This window comes from Anaerocolumna aminovalerica, assembly GCF_900115365.1.
Taxonomy (GTDB): domain Bacteria; phylum Bacillota; class Clostridia; order Lachnospirales; family Lachnospiraceae; genus Anaerocolumna; species Anaerocolumna aminovalerica.
In genome coordinates this window covers 79,683-98,216 of record NZ_FOWD01000013.1, presented here as the reverse complement: position 1 = coordinate 98,216, position 18,534 = coordinate 79,683, and the positions used below count along the sequence as shown (strand labels likewise).

Annotated in this window: 14 protein-coding genes and 1 tRNA gene; 12 read left to right on the top strand and 3 right to left on the bottom strand. The window is 32.4% G+C overall.

Going from position 1 to position 18,534, the window contains the following annotated elements:
- Positions 1 to 29: 29 nt before the first annotated feature.
- Together BM183_RS09265 and BM183_RS09260 are read left to right on the top strand one after the other, a co-directional pair.
- Positions 30 to 617, top strand: coding sequence for a DUF3793 family protein (locus tag BM183_RS09265; protein ID WP_091686347.1), 588 nt, complete (start codon positions 30 to 32; stop codon positions 615 to 617).
- 197 nt (positions 618 to 814) lie between these two features.
- Positions 815 to 1,573 carry a tRNA threonylcarbamoyladenosine dehydratase gene (locus tag BM183_RS09260; RefSeq protein ID WP_091686345.1) on the top strand — a complete coding sequence of 253 codons (759 nt, stop codon included), beginning with the start codon at positions 815 to 817 and terminating at the stop codon, positions 1,571 to 1,573.
- 389 nt (positions 1,574 to 1,962) lie between these two features.
- Here BM183_RS09260 and BM183_RS09255 read toward each other — a convergent pair whose 3' ends face one another.
- Together BM183_RS09255 and BM183_RS09250 are read right to left on the bottom strand one after the other, a co-directional pair.
- Entirely contained in the window at positions 1,963 to 3,174 is a 1,212-nt protein-coding gene (locus BM183_RS09255; protein WP_091686344.1) for an ABC transporter permease subunit, read from the bottom strand.
- Positions 3,174 to 4,079, bottom strand: coding sequence for an ABC transporter ATP-binding protein (locus tag BM183_RS09250; protein WP_091686342.1), 906 nt, complete (start codon positions 4,077 to 4,079; stop codon positions 3,174 to 3,176). The genes BM183_RS09255 and BM183_RS09250 overlap by 1 nt, the downstream gene beginning before the upstream one ends.
- A 390-nt stretch (positions 4,080 to 4,469) precedes the next feature.
- On the opposite strand from BM183_RS09250, the gene BM183_RS09245 reads away from it, so the two are divergent.
- The 9 genes from BM183_RS09245 to BM183_RS09205 all read left to right on the top strand — a co-directional run bounded on the left by BM183_RS09245 (position 4,470) and on the right by BM183_RS09205 (position 16,971).
- A complete protein-coding gene (locus BM183_RS09245) occupies positions 4,470 to 5,621 on the top strand; it encodes an exonuclease SbcCD subunit D (protein WP_091686341.1) in 1,152 nt (383 codons plus the stop codon).
- Positions 5,618 to 8,764, top strand: a complete 3,147-nt coding sequence (locus BM183_RS09240; RefSeq protein WP_091686339.1) for an AAA family ATPase — start codon at positions 5,618 to 5,620, stop codon at positions 8,762 to 8,764. The genes BM183_RS09245 and BM183_RS09240 overlap by 4 nt, the downstream gene beginning before the upstream one ends.
- Positions 8,765 to 8,794: 30 nt before the next feature.
- Positions 8,795 to 9,283 carry a CYTH domain-containing protein gene (locus BM183_RS09235; protein WP_091686337.1) on the top strand — a complete coding sequence of 163 codons (489 nt, stop codon included), beginning with the start codon at positions 8,795 to 8,797 and terminating at the stop codon, positions 9,281 to 9,283.
- Positions 9,284 to 9,488: 205 nt separating this feature from the next.
- The gene (locus BM183_RS09230; protein ID WP_091686335.1) at positions 9,489 to 10,376 is read left to right on the top strand and encodes a sulfide/dihydroorotate dehydrogenase-like FAD/NAD-binding protein; all 888 of its coding nucleotides are present in this window, start codon (positions 9,489 to 9,491) and stop codon (positions 10,374 to 10,376) included.
- Positions 10,377 to 10,530: 154 nt separating this feature from the next.
- Positions 10,531 to 11,916 (top strand): NADPH-dependent glutamate synthase, encoded by a 1,386-nt coding sequence (gene gltA, locus BM183_RS09225; protein WP_170847945.1) that lies wholly within the window; start codon positions 10,531 to 10,533, stop codon positions 11,914 to 11,916.
- A gap of 126 nt (positions 11,917 to 12,042) precedes the next feature.
- Positions 12,043 to 13,680: a putative bifunctional diguanylate cyclase/phosphodiesterase gene (locus BM183_RS09220; RefSeq protein ID WP_091686332.1), complete on the top strand. Its 1,638-nt coding sequence runs from the start codon at positions 12,043 to 12,045 to the stop codon at positions 13,678 to 13,680.
- An 84-nt stretch (positions 13,681 to 13,764) separates the two neighbouring features.
- Positions 13,765 to 14,529 (top strand): lysoplasmalogenase family protein, encoded by a 765-nt coding sequence (locus tag BM183_RS09215; protein WP_091686330.1) that lies wholly within the window; start codon positions 13,765 to 13,767, stop codon positions 14,527 to 14,529.
- Between the two features lie 667 nt (positions 14,530 to 15,196).
- Positions 15,197 to 16,168, top strand: a complete 972-nt coding sequence (locus BM183_RS09210; RefSeq protein ID WP_091686329.1) for a DUF5688 family protein — start codon at positions 15,197 to 15,199, stop codon at positions 16,166 to 16,168.
- A 95-nt stretch (positions 16,169 to 16,263) separates the two neighbouring features.
- The gene (locus tag BM183_RS09205; protein ID WP_091686327.1) at positions 16,264 to 16,971 is read left to right on the top strand and encodes a DUF421 domain-containing protein; all 708 of its coding nucleotides are present in this window, start codon (positions 16,264 to 16,266) and stop codon (positions 16,969 to 16,971) included.
- A 184-nt stretch (positions 16,972 to 17,155) separates the two neighbouring features.
- Here BM183_RS09205 and BM183_RS09200 read toward each other — a convergent pair.
- Positions 17,156 to 17,228, bottom strand: a tRNA-Arg gene (locus BM183_RS09200).
- A gap of 339 nt (positions 17,229 to 17,567) precedes the next feature.
- Here BM183_RS09200 and BM183_RS09195 point away from each other — a divergent pair.
- Positions 17,568 to 18,338 (top strand): hypothetical protein, encoded by a 771-nt coding sequence (locus BM183_RS09195; protein ID WP_091686326.1) that lies wholly within the window; start codon positions 17,568 to 17,570, stop codon positions 18,336 to 18,338.
- The last annotated feature ends 196 nt before the right edge of the window (positions 18,339 to 18,534 follow it).

Here is an 18,534-nt window from a genome sequence, read left to right as displayed (position 1 = left end):
CACATACAAAGGCTTACCTAACTTAAATTATGGGAAAAGAAAATTTACAATACTATATACATTCTACACTTGCAAATAATTGCATTCCTGTGTTAATGAAGATTAAAACAGCAGGTTTTATTAATTTTAAAAAGGCCTATATAACCGATAGGCAAATTTTTATGTGGTTGTTAAAAGAAGAGCTGGAAATCTTTCATTGCCAATATGAATTTATTTATGAAGATGAAAAATACATTTATGTATTCATATATAATTCAGAACCTTTGAAAGCAGTGATTGGAGAGTTATGTGATCATCCTATTCTTTTAAATAACGGTTATAGTTCTGTGGAGCCTACTATAGATAACTATATTAAGATATTTAAACATCGGTATATGGATTATGCCATTCATAAAGTGACCTTTCCTCATGAATTAGGTATTTTTTTAGGCTATCCTATCCATGATGTGGAAGGATATATTAACAATAATGGAGAGAATTATTTATTAAATGGATATTGGAAAGTATATGATAAAGCTGCAGATGCAGTAAAAATTTTTCAAAATTATCAATGTTATAGAAATAAAGCTGTGGAGTTGATATTATCCGGTAAGGGACTTTCGGAGATTTTGATTTGAAGTATTACTGTATGTTAATAAACTGATGTATTAGTGTAAAGATACAAGATAACTCGGTTGACACAGCCAGGATATAATGCTATCATATTTCAGATTAAGGTTATAGAAAATATATGAATTGTTGCAAAATTTAAGTTTAACAGTAGAATAATAGCCGCTGTTAATCGTTCAAATAGTAAGTATCCAGGAGGAAACCTATGTTAAATCAGTTTTCAAGAACAGAGCTTTTGTTTGGTAATGAAGCCATGGAAAAGCTAAGTAAATCAAGAGTTGCAATTTTTGGAATAGGGGGAGTAGGCGGATTTACTGTAGAGGCCTTAGCCAGAAGCGGGGTGGGCCTTTTTGATTTATTTGATGATGATAAAGTATGTCTTACCAATGTAAACAGGCAAATTATCGCAACCAGAAAGTCTATCGGTAAATATAAAGTAGATGTTATGAAAGAAAGAATTCTTGAAATAAATCCTAAAGCTGTTGTAAATACCCATCAGACTTTTTATACTCCTGAAGTTGCAGACCAGTATGATTTTTCAGATTACACCTACATTGTTGATGCCATTGACACAGTTACTGCCAAAATAGAATTGGTAATGAGGGCAAACAAATGTAATGTCCCCATTATTAGTTGCATGGGTGCGGGAAATAAATTAGACCCTACCATGTTTGAAGTAACGGATATATATAAAACTTCCGTTTGTCCGCTGGCTAAAGTAATGAGAAAAGAATTACGTGTGAGAGGCATAAAAAAATTAAAAGTGGTATATTCAAAAGAATTACCGAGAAAGCCCATAGAAGATATGTCTATAAGCTGTAGAAACAATTGCATCTGCCCACCAGGTGCAGAAAGAAAATGCACAGACAGAAGAGCCATTCCCGGAAGTACGGCCTTTGTACCTTCTGTGGCTGGACTAGTGATTGCAGGAGAAGTGATAAAAGACATAACGGGAGTACGTTAAGCTTTATAACAGAACTTATGAGGTAAGTATAGTTGAATTCAGGATGGAACAGTTGCACCCAAGAATTTAGTTGGATTTCTTTCGGAAAAAGGTTACTCGGTGAATCTTTGCAGCGGTACTATATTACAGTTGAAGCATGAGATCAGTAAGCTGAGTCGCTGCAATACAAGACAAACGCTGAAAACCAGCATTATAATCGAATTATTAGCAACGGTGACTTTGAGATGATGTGGGAAACAGGGGTGTTCAGAAAAAATACTTATATAACAATTCAGTTGAAATAATTTCCTGAAATATCTGAGTGTGGTTCTTGGTTTCCTCTGGAACAACAAGAACCACACTACATCTTATTTCTTTATAGTCCGGATAGCTTTCACTGGAAGTTTACATTAAATCTGTATATCTCTCTTCTTAAATATCACTAAAGAAATGATCAAAAATACAATAGAAGTTATGATTGATACAATAATTACATTATTATAGGTAAATTGTAATGATCTTGTTTCCCGTACAATAGTGCCGGTAATAATTGATTCAATATTCGTAAAATGAAGGAATATATAGGATGAAAGTCTTCTGTAGGTAGTTGAAAGCATATATACAATATTAGAACCAAGTAAGGCACCGATAGTAACGGTCATTGCAATAACGCTGGATTTTGAAATGGTGGAAATCATAAAAATAAAGGAAACCATTACAATAATAAAAATACTTTCTAATAAAAGAGCTTTCAACAAAAATTCTGATAGTGGAATATAGTGAGTTGTATTTGGAATCTCTTTTAAAATTTTGTTGCCAAATTCAACTACGAACTCATACTGGTGTCCTACTAATATTGGTCTGTTCAGACTGCCAAATCCTTTTATAAGTCCCACACCTAAGCAAAAGACTAACTGTGTTATAATAATAAGTATCAATGAACTGGTAAGCATAACAATAAATTTACTTAGTAATACTTTTATCCTGGTAACAGGCTGTATCAGTAAGAATTTTAAGGTTCCGGGATTGTACTCTGTGGATACTGAATCCGCATTAAATAAGATAAGTCCAAAGGCAAGAAAACCGGAAGCAACTACCATTATATTTAACAGTAAATAGTTAAATCCTTTGTTTAAGGATTCTTCATCCAATGGTATATTATGTTTAATATGAGTTTGGATTTTCTCAATGTCATTTTTCATATAGGCTTTATTTTCTTCATTTGCTGTTTCATAATCTTTTCTTAGTGAATCCAATTGTGCCTGAGCACTTTTTTTCCAGTCTATTTCTTCTTCGTTAATCATGGATTCTTTCAATCGGGCTAATTCATCTTCCATGTAACTAAGGGCTTCTTCTGCAGCAGCAATTTCTTTTGCTTTATCTTCTTCAGAAAGAGCTTCATCTTTTGCAATATTGTTTAAGTATTCTTTTTGGTATTTAATATTTTCCTCCATATTTGATACACGATATTTGGGAGAATTATATTTTAAATAGTTGTTTTCTGAAACTTGATTCACTGCAACAAAAACACCGGATAGGGCAATGAATAGGAAAAGGATTATATATGTTTTTTTCTTTGAATATAGTTTTATGAATTCATTTTTAATTAGTCCCATGAACATTAGCGTATTCCTCCTTTAATGACCTCTAGATATCGTTCTTCTAATTCCTTTAGATGTCTGGAGAAGGAATTAATTTCAATACCTTTATCAATCATTTCTTTTAAAATCTTACTTGGTTTTTCGCCGGTAAGCTCAATAAGATATCCGGCGTCGTTTTCTTTTACGGATACAATACCATTCATAGACTGTAACAGCTTTAATGTCTTTTCTTCTTTCTTTGTTTCCACAATAAAATAAAGAGAATTGTGTACCATTGCCATGGATTCCACAGAGGTAATGACTCCGCCCTCTATAAATGCAACGGTATCACATAGGTTTTGAATTTCGCCCAGTATATGAGAGGATACAAATACAGCCATTCCTTTTTCTTTTGCCAGTTTTTTTAGAATATTACGTAGTTCAATAATTCCATTTGGATCAAGTCCATTGGTAGGTTCGTCCAAAATCAATAGTTTGGGATCAGACAAAAGAGCAGCAGCTAAACCAAGTCTTTGTTTCATACCAAGGGAATATTTTTTCATCTTGTCTTTGATTCTGCCTTCTAATCCTACTAATTGGATTACTTCTTGAATTCTATCTTTTGATATTCCCCGAATTCTTGCGATTTGCATTAGATTTTCATAACCGGACAGATAGCTGTATAGCTCCGGATTTTCAACAACGGCACCTATTTGTTCTAATGCTGCTTCTCGATTTTTTTTAATATCAAAACCCAGAATCTTAATGGTTCCATTATCCATAGATATAAGATCTACCAACATCTTTATAGTAGTTGTTTTACCGGAGCCATTTGGCCCTAGAAAACCAAAGATTTCACCGGGATGAATGGTAAAGGATATGTCTTTTATAATTTCTGCTTTACCAATCCTCTTTTTTAGATTTTTCACTTCTAATACAGTTTCCATTTTTACCTCGATTCCAGCGCCTTAGCGCTTTTTAATAACCACAGCAATTAGGCTTGCTGTAAATTGCCTTCAAATATAATGCCACTACATCTTAAATAATGGATGAAGATACCTTACTTCTATTCACTTAATTGGCATATTAAGGAACTCATTTTTATATTCTAACCATTTCATAAGTAAATATCAACACAATCGGTAAATCTTAAGCATTTGTAAGTTAATATTAATTATTTTAATAAAAATTACGGTACAGAAAGTAATTGTTATAAAAACTTAAATAAAACCAAGAAAGGATATGCCCAGTAAAATATACTTGTACATCTTTTGGGAGTGATATATCATAAAAGAAGCAGGTTTTTTAAAGTTATTGTTAAGAGGGAGGAAAAATTATTGAAATTACTTCACATATCGGATTTACATATCGGTAAAAAGTTTCGAGAAACGGATTTTACTCCGGATCAGATTCATATATTAAATGAAATTGTTGAAATAGCAGACACAGAGAAACCGGAAGGGATTATTATTGCCGGGGATGTTTATGATAGAAGCGTGCCACCAGCCGGAGCAGTTAATATATTCGATGACTTTTTAACTAAATTGGAAATGAGGGGTATTAATGTATTTATTATAAGCGGTAATCATGACTCTCCGGAAAGATTAAATTACGGAAAAGAAATTCTAGGTAAAAACAGAATATATATAGCCGGAACCTTTAAAGGGGAACCGGATAAGGTAGTGCTGGAAGACGAATACGGAATTTTGAATATGTATTTGCTGCCCTACATTAAACCTTCCTTGGTGAGTAATTTTCATAGTGATGTCTTTATAGATACCTATGAAGGAGCGGCAAGGTTTGTCATAGACAGGGCTAATATTGATACTTCAGAAAGAAATATTCTTACAGCCCATCAATTTGTTACTAACGCTGGGGCAGAGCCAGAAAAATCGGATTCAGAAGTACTAACCATTGGTGGGTTAGATAATATTGATGTATCTGTTTTTGAACCGTTTGATTACGTTGCCTTGGGACATATTCACGGGCCGCAGAAGGTTGGCCGTGATACGGTTCGTTATTGTGGAACCCCGTTAAAATATTCCTTTTCAGAATGCAATCATAAAAAGTCAGTAACTTGTATTGAGATAAAAGAAAAAGGTAATATAACTATTTCCCAGATTCCACTTCATCCCATAAGAGATATGAGAGTCATCAAGGACAAACTGGATAACCTTCTTCATGATTCCAAATACACAGGGAAAAATTGCGAAGATTATATTTATGCCATTATTACTGATGAAGAAGATATTTATGACCCTATTGGTAAATTACGTACGGTGTACCCTAATATTCTACTATTGGAGGTTGAAAATACCAAGACCGGTATTAATGAGAATTCAAAAAGCTCTGCTTCTGATGTGGAGAATAAAAGCCCTATGGATTTATTTGAAGAATTCTACAAGAATCAGAATAACGTAGATTTAACAGACAGTCAAAAAATGATTATATATGAGATATTGGAAGAACTGGGAGGTGAAATGGATTGAAACCACTTAAGTTAACCATGAGCGCATTTGGACCCTATTCCGGTACTACCATAATAGATTTTAATAACTTAGGAAGTTCCGGATTGTTTTTAATATCCGGAGATACCGGTGCCGGTAAAACTACTATATTTGACGCTATTGCTTATGCACTATTTGAGAAGACCAGCGGTCAGACCCGTGATATCAATTCCATTCGAAGTGACTTTGCTTCCTTGGAGGTGTTTACAGAGGTTACATTAGAGTTCTCTCATAAAGGTCAGGTATATACCATTAACCGGTACCCGGACCAGTTAAGAAAAAGCGAACGGGGAAAAGGATATGCAGAACAGAAAAAAGGTGTTTCTATTCTTATGCCCGATGGTACCAAAATTGATAACAGAACACAAGTGAAGTCTATTATTACTGATTTACTTGGAGGATTGGGATACGATCAATTTAAGCAAATTGCTTTAATTGCCCAAGGCGAATTCTTAGAGTTACTGCTGGCAGACAGTGATAAAAGAAATGATATCTTGCAGAAAGTATTCAATACCGAGTTTTTTAAAAGAGTAGGTACGAGACTTAGAGAGAAAGAGAATAAATTAAAAGGAGAATGTGAGGATCTAGAAAAAAGCATTCTGCAGTATATAGAAGGCATAAAGTGCAGTGAGGAATCCGGGAAATATTCTACAATCATAGAATTGAAAAAGGCTAAAAATATGAACATGGTTAATAATATTTTAGAAGTCTTGGAGAGTCTTATTGAAGAGGATACATGGATTCAGGGTGAGCTTAATGCAAACATTAATAAATTAGAAAATGAAAAAGATAAGTTAATCAAAAGTGAAATGAAAGGCAAGGAATTAAATAGGGATTTAGAGGAAAAAGAAAAGCTTCAGAGAAAGAAACTAGAACTTGATAATAAAAAAGAGGAAATGAAGATACTGGAAGGAAAAGCGGTGTTAGGTCAAAAAGCCCTTTCTCATGTTAAACCTGCCGAAGAAGCAAAATTAAGGGAAGAAAATTATCTGTTCCAGTTGGAAGCTAAAGTATCCAAAAGTATGTTAGAAAAAGAGCAGCAGGAGGAACAGCTGGCTTTAAATAAGAAAGCATATGAGGAAGAAAGAAGTAAAGAACAAATACGGGAAAAATTAAATATTTATATTAATGAATTACTGGACAAACTGCCAAGGTATGATAAGCTAAAAGAATTATCCGCAAACTTAAAGGAACTGTTACAGAAGGAACAAGACACAGATGAAAAATTGCTCCTATTTATTAAAAAGGCAGAAGATTTAGAGCGGAAAAGTAAAGATTTAGAAGAAGAACTGGTTCAGTTAAAGGAAAGTCCTGTTCAATATATGCATGCTCTTAATACTCTGGAAAGGGAAAGGGCTGATAAAAAACGGTTAGATGGAATATTAAAGGATATATACCGTTTGATTCAGATGGAGAAAACAGTTACAAAGAATCAGGAAATCTTCTTAAATTATGAAAGGCAATTTGAGTATTGGAATCAGGAATATGAAACAAAGCAAAAAGCCTTCTTAAGGGAACAAGCCGGAATTCTGGGAAAAGATTTAGAAGAGGGAGATCCCTGCCCTGTATGTGGTTCACTTCATCATCCCAATATTGCAAAATGTGAAGCGGAAGCACCTTCTGAAGCCGAGCTTAAGAAGTTAAAGGAAAAAAGAGAACAATGTAATGAGGAGCTTCAGCAAGCAGCTATCGAAGCACGGGAGTCTAAAAAGGAACTGGAAACCAGCTTCCGATTAATAAGAGAAGGGATAGAGGAATTTCATCATTTTAATAAAGAACCTCAGATTATCCATATAGAAACCCTGATTCAAAAGTTAAATCATGAGAAAGAAGAATGTATTTCACATGTTGAAAAGAAAGTGCTTCTATTAAAGAAACAATATGAAAGAAAAGAATTATGTGAAAAAGAATTGGAAGAAATTCAGGGGAAAATGAAAGATAACGGTACCCACTTGGAAAAAGTAAAAGAAGAAAAAAATACCTTATCCATGTCTATTAGTTCCTGTAAAAAAGATATAGACTATATTTCAAAAGATCTAGAATTTGATTCTTTAGAAAAAGCTAATGAAGTAATAGCCATGAAACAATCCTTGTTGCAGGAATTAAGAGAAAAATTTATAACTGCCGAAAAGAACTATCATGATACAGAAGCTAAATTAAAGACAACCATAGGTTTAATCAGAGAGTTTGAAAGTCAAAAAGAAAGTACACAAAATACATTAAAAGAATTTACAAAAGAATATTTGCAGAAAATCAAAGAAGCAGGATTAAAAAATGAAGCTTTTTATAAAGAAAACTTTCTTACCCAAGAGAAGATTGACGAGATTACCCTCCAATGCAGAAAATATGAGCTGACTAAGAGGGAAATCAAGGCTCAACTTGATAAGTTGAAAGATAAAACTTATGGGAAAGAGCCTGTGGATGTGGAAGCCATTCAAAGAAGTATCCAAGAATTAAAATCTAAGAAGAGTGTATTGGATAAATCTTTAAAAGAAGTACAAAACCGTATTATGGTAAATAAAAGTATCCTTTCTAATATCAAAGAAGTGGAAAAAATAAGAGAAGAAAAAAGCAAAGCATTTCTGGATGTCAGCGCCATGTCAAAAACAGCCAATGGAAGGTTGGAAGGGAAACAAAAGATCACTTTTGAAACCTATGTACAGGCTGCATATTTTATAAAAATAGTAGAAGAAGCAAATAAAAGATTCTATGAAATGTCTGGAAAACGGTATAAGTTATTGCGTAAGGAAGAAGGCAATATTCAAAGCTTTACAGGACTTGAACTTAATGTATATGATACCTGGACCGGTAAAATACGCAGCGTAAAATCCTTATCAGGAGGAGAATCCTTTATGGCTGCTCTATCTTTAGCATTAGGATTTTCTGATATTATACAGAGCTATTCCGGGGCTATCCAAATTGATACTATGTTTGTAGATGAAGGCTTTGGTTCTTTAGACAGCGAAGCCCTGGAGCAATCCATTTCTATATTAAACACCTTAACAGATGGTAATCGATTGGTAGGTATTATCTCTCATGTAAATGAGGTGAAAGAAAGGATTGATAAACAGATTATTGTAAAGAAAGATATTAAGGGAAGCTATATTGAAAAGATAATATGTTAAATAGACTTATCAAAAACTATGGGAGGAATTATGGAAATCGAAAGAAAATTTCAAATTGCCAGAATGCCGGAAAATCTGGAACAATATAAAAAGAAAGAAATTGAGCAGGGATATCTATGTATAGATCCGGTTATACGGATTCGCAAAAGTAATGATAATTATATTTTAACTTATAAATCACGAATGGGTATGATAGAAAAACCGGAAGAAGTAGCCCTTACCTGCCAGGAAGTTGAATTAGCACTGACCAAAGAGTCTTATGAACATTTGAAAGAAAAGACTGACGGAAATTTGATCTGTAAAACTCGCTACCTGATACCGTTAGAAGAAGGGTTAACGGCGGAACTTGATGTGTTTCATAAGCAGTTGGAAGGACTTCAATTTGTAGAAGTGGAATTCCCTGGTGAAGATGAAGCAGGAAGATTTGAATTGCCGGACTGGTTTGGTAAAGACGTATCTTTTGATAAAAGATACAAGAATAATTATTTGGCGTTTATAAACAATTATGAAGAAATATAAGTAAATAACAAGAAAAAGTAAATACTTATTCATTTATAATTTATGTGCTGTCTACTGGATATTGTTCATTTTTCATAGAATTTCATAGAAAATTGTAAGGTATTCTTGGTTTATGCACTAGATTTTTTATTTATTGTGTTCTATAATAATAAAAGTTATTAAGATAACTGTTAAAAGTATAAAAGCACTAAATGGAGGAAACTGAATGTATAAAATCGTGAAAAAAGAGACTTTAGCTCCTAATATTTATCTTATGGATATTGAAGCACCTAGAGTTGCTAAGTCCTGTTATCCAGGACAATTTGTTATTGTAAAAATGGATGAAAAAGGCGAAAGAATTCCGTTAACCATATGTGATTATAACAGAGATTTAGGAACGGTTACAATCGTATTTCAAACTTTGGGAACATCAACAAAGAGAATGGCAGAATATGAAGTAGGGGATAGCTATCGGGATTTCTCCGGCCCTCTTGGATGTAAATCCGAATTGGTAGATGAATCGGATGAAGAATTAAGAAAGAAACATATTTTATTTGTGGCAGGTGGAGTTGGAACTGCGCCGGTATATCCACAGGTTAAAATGATGAAAGAACGTGGAATTGATGTGGATTGCGTTATAGGTGCAAGAAACAAAGATTTAATCATTCTGGAAGATGAAATGAAAAAAGTAGCAAAGAATGTCTATGTTGCTACTGATGATGGTTCCTACGGAATGAAAGGAAATGTGAATGATTGCATTAAGGATTTGGTACAAAATCAAGGCAAACAATATGATCTTGTAATTGCTATTGGGCCGGTTATTATGATGAAATTTGTATGCATTTTAACAAAAGAATTAGGAATCAAAACCATTGTAAGTATGAATCCGATTATGGTAGATGGAACAGGCATGTGTGGGGCATGTCGTTTGACTGTTGGAAACGAAGTAAAATTCGCCTGTGTAGACGGACCTGAATTCGACGGACATTTAGTTGATTTTGATGAATCTATGAAGAGACAGCAAATGTATAAAACAGAAGAAGGAAGGGCTGCCCTTAAAGAAAAAGAGGGAGATACTCACAAGAATGGCGGATGCGGATGCAGTGATAAGTAGGTTTGATTTGAATTCGTAGTTGGTTAAGATAAATCTTAAGACGATTTTATATAGAAAAGGATAAGAAATAAATATAGTAGAGCCAAAGGATAGGGGATATCTGTTAACATAATGTGGAAACCACAATTTGTAAAAACTAGAAAAGAGGAAGATTATGGATGTATTAAAGAAAGTTCCGGTAAGAGAACAGGATCCTAAAGTTAGAGCTACTAACTTTGATGAAGTATGTTTAGGTTATAATATAGAAGAAGCAAAAGAAGAAGCCAGCAGATGTTTAAAATGTAAAAATCCAAAATGTGTAGATGGTTGTCCGGTATCTATTGATATACCAGGCTTTATAAAAGAAGTAGAAGCTGGTAACATTGAAGAAGCAGCAAAGGTAATCGGTCAATATTCCGCACTTCCTGCTGTTTGCGGACGTGTATGTCCACAAGAAACTCAGTGCGAACAAAGATGTATCAGAGGAATTAAAGGAGAAGCCGTATCTATTGGTAAATTGGAACGTTTTGTTGCGGACTGGTCAAGGGAAAATAATATAAAGCCTGAACCACCCAAAGAAACCAACGGCAAGAAGGTAGCAGTTATCGGTTCCGGACCGGCAGGTCTTACTTGTGCCGGAGATTTGGCAAAGCTTGGTTATGAAGTTACTATATTTGAAGCACTTCATGAACCGGGTGGTGTATTGGTTTATGGTATTCCGGAATTCCGTTTACCAAAGGAAACCGTTGTAAAAACAGAAATTGATAATGTAAAAGCTCTTGGTGTAAAGATTGAAACCAATGTAGTAATAGGAAAATCAACTACCATAGATGAATTAATGGAAGAAGAAGGCTTTCAGGCAGTATTTATCGGTTCCGGTGCTGGACTTCCTAAATTCATGGGAATCCCGGGAGAAAATGCCAATGGAGTATTCTCTGCCAACGAATATTTAACAAGAAACAATTTAATGAAAGCATTTGATGAAAATTATGACACTCCTATTGCAAAAGGTAAAAAGGTTGCTGTAGTAGGCGGCGGAAATGTAGCAATGGATGCGGCCAGAACAGCCTTAAGACTTGGTGCACAAGTGTATATTATATATAGAAGAAGTGAATCTGAATTACCGGCAAGAGTAGAAGAAGTTCATCACGCAAAAGAAGAAGGGGTTATCTTTAAATTATTGACGAATCCAAAAGAAATCCTTGTAGATGAAAAGGGCTGGGTAAAAGGAATGAAATGTGTGGAAATGGAACTTGGTGAGCCGGATGCATCAGGCAGAAGAAAACCGGTAGAAAAGCCAGATTCTGAATTTGAAATTGAATTAGACACAGTTATTATGTCACTGGGTACTAGTCCAAATCCTTTAATTTCTTCTACAACAACCGGTCTTGAAACAGATAAGAGAAGATGTATTGTTGCCGATGAAAAAAATGGACAGACTTCTAAAGAAGGTGTTTTTGCAGGCGGAGATGCAGTAACCGGAGCAGCAACCGTAATTCTTGCTATGGGTGCAGGCAAAGCTGCGGCAAAAGGCATACATGAATATTTAAGTAACAAATAAATAGCTGATAAATCCAATGGTTTAAAAAAGATTGCCTTAATCCCTAATTGTGGTATAATTAGAACATATTAAATAAGTCTTTCCCTTGATTTTAAGGGAAAGACAGAATATTTGGGGTGCATCAAGATGCAAGTAATAAGCAATTTTATATTTAATATGGATTTTTTAATTTTTAATACAACCAAAGATATGGTTAATATAGAAATACTTGAGAATGATCCGGTATATATGGTAAATCGTACCATTGGCAATGTTATAGTTCTTGTACTATTAGTTTTAATACTTCTATTAGTGGGTTTATTTCTATATGCGAATAAACGTATGCGTTCCGAAAGAAAGGCATTGGAAAAGAATCAAGAATTAATAGAAAATTATAATGAATTAGAACAGGCATTTGAAGATATAACCGTATCCAATCAACAATTGACCTCAAAATATGAAGAATTAAAGAAAAATCAAGAGTTAATCAAGAAATTAGCCTATACGGACCAGCTGACAGGGCTGCCGAACCGTCTGGCTTTTTCAGATGTCCTGGACGGGGTAATGCTGACTTTAAGAAACGAAGAAGTCATTGCATTAATGGTTATTGATTTGGATAATTTTAAAATTATAAATGATACTCTTGGTCATTCCTATGGCGATGAATTATTAATTGATGTTACCCACCGCCTAAAACAAGCTATGGATGAAAATGATTTTCTTGCCCGCATGGGTGGGGATGAGTTTTGTGTATTAACACAAAATTTTGAAGACGTTGGCCTTTATGAAGAGAAGATAAAGAAAATACAAAAAGTATTTTCTTATCCCTTTGTATTGGCTATGAAAGAATTTTTTGTTACGGTAAGTATAGGCATTACTTTTGCTCCTAAAGATGGAAAAACAACACAGGCATTAATAAAAAATATGGATTCTGCAATGTATGCCGCTAAAGATAGTGGAAAGAATACATATAGTTATTTTAATGATTCCATGAAGGCGAAATTAATGGAGAAAATCCAACTTCAATCTGAACTAAGAAAAGCAATTGAGAATGAAGAATTTGTTGTATATTACCAGCCTCAGGTGGATCTGAAAACGGATAAAATAGTAGGTTTTGAAGCCTTACTTCGCTGGATGCATCCTGCAAAAGGATTAATAATGCCAAATGAATTTATTCCAATTGCAGAAGAAACAGGTCTGATTGTTCAGATTGGAACAAGGGTTTTAAAAGAAGCCTGTAAGCAGTTAAAATTTTGGGAAGAAGAAGGGTTCCATAAACTATCCATAGCGGTAAATATATCTGCCCGTCAATTCAAGGATCTGGAGTTCGTGAATACCATTGGGGCAATCCTTGAAGAAACCAATATGCAACCAAATCATCTTGATTTAGAGATAACGGAAACTATAGCTCTAAGTGATTTAGAATATACGGTTAAAACCATAGACAAATTAGAGAAGATGGGAGTATCTTTCTCATTGGATGATTTTGGAACCGGCTACTCCTCTATGAATTATTTAAAAAGTTTACCGGTTCATAATATAAAGATTGATAAAAGTTTCTTGGATACAGTTGTTGATAATATACCTGAACAAAAAATCGTAGAGACTATTATATCTTTGGCTCATTCATTAAACTTAGTTGTAATAGCGGAAGGTGTTGAGCAACATAAACAAGAAATTTTCTTGAAAAGTGTTAATTGTAATAAAGCACAAGGTTATTTCTATAGTGAACCAGTACCAAAAGAAGAAGCAGGAAGTATATTAAGAAATATTAATTTGATGTAACTGTTAAAAAGGCCACTGAAAACATCTGAATAATAAACGGAGGGTATTCAGTGGTTTTCTTTAGTTTTTAGTTAGGAGTTAACAGTGAAAAATATTAAGAATATAAAGAAAGCAGTTTTAATAACAGTATTTGTTCTCATAGAACTCATTCTTTATGGGACTTTCATGTATTTAGATATCTTTGATCAAAAAGCTAATTTATCTATGTATATAAAATTCTTTAGCATATTTCTATGCTTTTTATTTGTTCTGCTATACTATAGGACATCTAAGCAAACTAAAGTAGAAAAATATGATAACACTAATAATAGTTATCTGGGAATCCATATACTTAGAATTGCTATGTTTTTTACATTGCTTTCTGATTTATTCATATTGGTATTAGAGTATTACACTGCAGGAATCCTTACCTTCATTATTGTGCAATTACTATATTTAATTCTTATCAGTAGTTGGATTTCCTCAGGAAAACCGATAAAAACCATCTTAATGAGAGTAATAGGAACTGGATTAATAACTGTACTTATTGTTATTCTATACCGTTTTCAAGAACCAGAAGTAAAATCAGAACTCATCTTTGGTATATATTATTTTATATTATTCCTATCAAACGCCATAGATGCAATCGGAATCCTATTTCGTTCCAAGAGAAAGCACAGGATTTTATTTGCATGTGGTCTATTGGCTTATTTTTTATGTGATATCAATGTAGCCATCTTTAATCTGAAAGATTATTTAACTATAAATGAGACTATCTACAGTCAGATCTACAACTTTTCCGCTATAGCCATGTGGATGTTTTATCTGCCCGGTCAGGTAGCAATAGCTTTAAGCGGCGAATCAAAATGAGTTTTATATGTAAAAACAAACAAAGAAAGCAATAAAATATCTCTATATTTTCCCCTAAAATAAACTTGTCAAAATGGTTATATTTTGTTACCATTGATACATGATATATATAAATTCTCTTTGTAAATACTATTAATTGATTTATTAAATCTTTATTCCAAATAATATTAAGGAATCTATAAATCTTATTATAAATCTTTCTTAAAATCAAATAAAATCTAAGTATAATATATTTCCTAGAAATACTGTTAAATAAATCTCACATAAATTTTTCTTAAATATCTAAGATATAATCTTGATGAAGGCTCTTGACTGTAGTTCATTAATATCTTTTTAAAAAGCCCAAATCTTATTAAAAATTATTATAAATTTTTGAATATTTTTAAATCAGTACCATCTATAACGCCTGTGCAGTATCCATAAGTATATATTCTCATAAATGATTTAGCATAATGTCTGCATAAAGTGGTATGTGAATTATTTAGTAATATTAGAAAGCTATGTAAGGTAATAAAATGCAATCCTTTTAAAAGATTATTTATTAAAGTACTTATATATAAAGGCTTTTCTAAAACATAATTTATAAAGAGACGAAAGGAGAAGTAATCCAACCATTTATAAATTAATTATTTATTAAGACAGGATAATTGGATTATATAAGAAATGTATGGAAACCAAAAACACAAAAGAAATTATGACCTATGAACAATTTTTAGCAAGAATCAAGGCTATAGTGAAAAAAAGAATGGGAGGTGGCTTTCTGGTTGATATAAATCATGTTATTAAGAATAATTCTATTCAATTGGATGGATTAATCATTTTAAAAAACGGTGAAAGAATTACACCTAATATTTATTTAAACAGCTATTTTGAAAGCTATCAAGAAGGGGAATCCATAGAGGATATAGCAGCTAAAATCATAAACATTTATGAAGATACAATGGAGGAGGGAGAACGGGAAGCATTATGTATTCAATTTGAATTGAATGAGATGAAATCCAGTATTATATTTCGTTTAGTTAATTATGATAAAAATATCAAATTATTAAATGAAATTCCACATATACGTTTCTTGGATTTGGCAATTACTTTTCATTGTCTGGTAAAAGACAATGAAAATGGCATAGGAACCATTCGTATTACAAACGAACATATAAAAAATTGGAATACAACGTTAGAAGATATAACGGAATTAGCCACAATTAATACTCCTGTTTTATTGCCGGCAAGTGTCAGAAGTATGAATGAGGTAATTATAGATATACTGAATAAAGAAATGGAACATAATTCAGAAAATATTGATGTCGAAAATGAGATAAAAGAAGTGTTTGATCAAATGAAACAAGATACAATGACAGATATGTATGTCTTATCTAATGCAAAAGGTATAAATGGAGCCAGTTGCCTTCTTTATCCTGACGTGGTAAAAGAACTATCGGATCAGCTTAATACAGATTTTTATATACTGCCAAGCAGTATACATGAAATTATCTTAGTAAAAAATAAGGATAAAATTGATAAAAATGTTCTGCGTGAAATGGTTATAGATGTAAACTACACACAAGTAGCAGAAGACGAAATATTATCAAATAATATTTACTTTTATTCCAGGAAAAGAGATGCCTTAACTTTATTATAATATTACAATTATTATTATTTTCTTGCAAAGTGGTAATACTATTTTGAATGGAACTAAGAATATAAGAACATAAATTGCATTTTGGAGGAAATAATATGGTAATTGAAATAATATTAACGTCTTTAGGCTCAGTAGCTGTTTTATTTATATTAACAAAATTAATGGGTGACCGTGAGATGTCTCAATTAAGTATGTTTGACTATGTTAATAGTATAACTATAGGTTCTATTGCAGCAGAAATGGCAACTGCTCTGGAGGGAGATTATTTAAAACCTTTGATTGCATTAATTGTATATGGCTTGGCAACATTATTAATTTCCTATAGTACCTGTAAATCAATCCTATTAAGAAGAATTTTCGTTGGGCATCCTGTTATTTTATATCATGAAGGAAGATTATACAAAAAAAACCTATTAAAAGCAAAATTAGATGTTAATGAGTTTTTATCTTTATGCAGAGTCAGCGGATATTTTGATTTGAAAGATATTCATACAGCAATATTAGAATCAAATGGAAAACTAAGTGTTTTACCAGCTGTAAAAAACAGGCCGGTTACTCCGGAAGATTTAAATTTATCACCTACACAGGATAACATATTGGCTAATGTTATAATAGATGGTCATATTATGAAAGATAATCTAAAGGCAACTGGTAAAAATGATAAATGGATAGAAAAACAACTAAGCAATCAAAAAGTAAAGTCGGTAAAAGATGTTTATCTTGGAATTTATGATAATGAGAATGACAGATTGGATATATATGTAAAATTAAATGATAAAATGGATGGAGATGTTTTTATATAAAAACAGAATCTCTTCTCAACAAGCGTGATTTCAAGCAGGATATCGACTTGTTAAATGCTGTAAACCCGTATAAATACCATATTATACGAGTTTGCGGCATTTTTTATTATATTTTTTTCGTCCCTTCATTTCTGATAAAGGTACTTAACACCAGTAAAGAACAGCCCATCCTTATAAAAAAAAATGCACCTAACTGGATTCGAACCAGCGACCTTTCACTTCGGAGGCGAACGCTCTATCCACTGAGCTATAGATGCATAACTATTTCAACTACACTATTATATAATAAGAAAGCTATAATGTAAAGTGTAGTATGAAGATAAAATTAATAAATAAAAATAAAAGATAGTATTATAAAAATAAATAGTAATATAGTGGAAAACAAAAAGCAAAAGAAAATAGTTTTCACTTTTACTGTAAAAAATAAGAAATTCGGTATATCCACAAGGAAAATTACAATAATTTCCTATAATATATTACAGAATTGTTAAAATTGTTACAAGATTGCATAATAAAAGTATTGCAATTCTATTAAAAATTTGGTAATATAAATAATAGAATTTAACAATCTGTTAGTAACTTAAAAGGAGATTATAATGAGACTTAAATATAAAAAAATGATGATTATGGTAAGTATGTGCGTTATGGGTATTGGTATGATAACATTCTCAATTATGAAACCAACAGCAAACCAAAATACATCTGCAGATGGAAAAAAATCAAAAGTGGCATCAAAAACTTTACTGGCTTCTAATGATAGTACTGCCAGTAATGAAGACGAAACAGAAGTCAATATGCAAGCTCAGGATGCTGCCCTTGTAACATTAGAAGCTCCTGAAACTGAAACAGCAGAAGTAAAATTAGAACCGTTAAAAAAAGATTCTAATAAAAAAGTAAATAAGCTGATTAAAAGTTACTTGAATGGAAAATTAAAAAATGATATGGAAGCATTCGAACCTTTAGTAAATGATGCATCCCTATTAAAGCTAGACGATATTAAAAGACAAACTAAATATATTGAGAATTATGATAATATTACCTGTTACACTCAAAAGGGTCTGGAAGAAGGCAGTTATGTTGTGTATGCATACCATGAAGTTAAATTTAAGAGTATAGATACACTTGCACCTGCCATGAATGAATTTTATGTAAAGACCAATGAAAATGGTGAACCCTATATATATTTGGGAGTAGTTGATACTGAGACGGATGAGTATTTAGACGAAGTTCGTAATTCAGAGGAAGTTATGGATTTAATTTATGACGTAAATGATAAATTACAACAGGCAGTGAATAATGACAGTAGTTTGTCTGAGTTTTATTTAAAACTGGAAGAAACCACACAGAAAGTCACAAAGAATGAATAAAAATAATAGTATTAAATGAATAAGGTATACTATAATTAGGTGTCTAACATATTTATGTGCTAAGACACCTAATTTTTATCTAGATTAGAGCTGTTTGAATTGATAGGATTACACTTGTACTTTTTATTTTGTACTGATATAATACAAAATATTAATGTTTATTAATCATTGAAATACAAGCGAATAGCACAGAATG

Excerpts from the sequence above, each read along its gene's own strand:
- BM183_RS09205 (WP_091686327.1), top strand. The coding sequence starts at position 16,264 with ATGGTAATTGAAATAATATTAACGTCTTTAGGCTCAGTAGCTGTTTTA.
- BM183_RS09265 (WP_091686347.1), top strand. The coding sequence starts at position 30 with ATGGGAAAAGAAAATTTACAATACTATATACATTCTACACTTGCAAAT.
- BM183_RS09235 (WP_091686337.1), top strand. The coding sequence starts at position 8,795 with ATGGAAATCGAAAGAAAATTTCAAATTGCCAGAATGCCGGAAAATCTG.
- gltA (WP_170847945.1), top strand. The coding sequence starts at position 10,531 with ATGGATGTATTAAAGAAAGTTCCGGTAAGAGAACAGGATCCTAAAGTT.
- BM183_RS09230 (WP_091686335.1), top strand. The coding sequence starts at position 9,489 with ATGTATAAAATCGTGAAAAAAGAGACTTTAGCTCCTAATATTTATCTT.
- BM183_RS09260 (WP_091686345.1), top strand. The coding sequence starts at position 815 with ATGTTAAATCAGTTTTCAAGAACAGAGCTTTTGTTTGGTAATGAAGCC.
- BM183_RS09220 (WP_091686332.1), top strand. The coding sequence starts at position 12,043 with ATGCAAGTAATAAGCAATTTTATATTTAATATGGATTTTTTAATTTTT.
- BM183_RS09210 (WP_091686329.1), top strand. The coding sequence starts at position 15,197 with ATGGAAACCAAAAACACAAAAGAAATTATGACCTATGAACAATTTTTA.
- BM183_RS09255 (WP_091686344.1), bottom strand. The coding sequence starts at position 3,174 with ATGTTCATGGGACTAATTAAAAATGAATTCATAAAACTATATTCAAAG.
- BM183_RS09250 (WP_091686342.1), bottom strand. The coding sequence starts at position 4,079 with ATGGAAACTGTATTAGAAGTGAAAAATCTAAAAAAGAGGATTGGTAAA.
- BM183_RS09195 (WP_091686326.1), top strand. The coding sequence starts at position 17,568 with ATGAGACTTAAATATAAAAAAATGATGATTATGGTAAGTATGTGCGTT.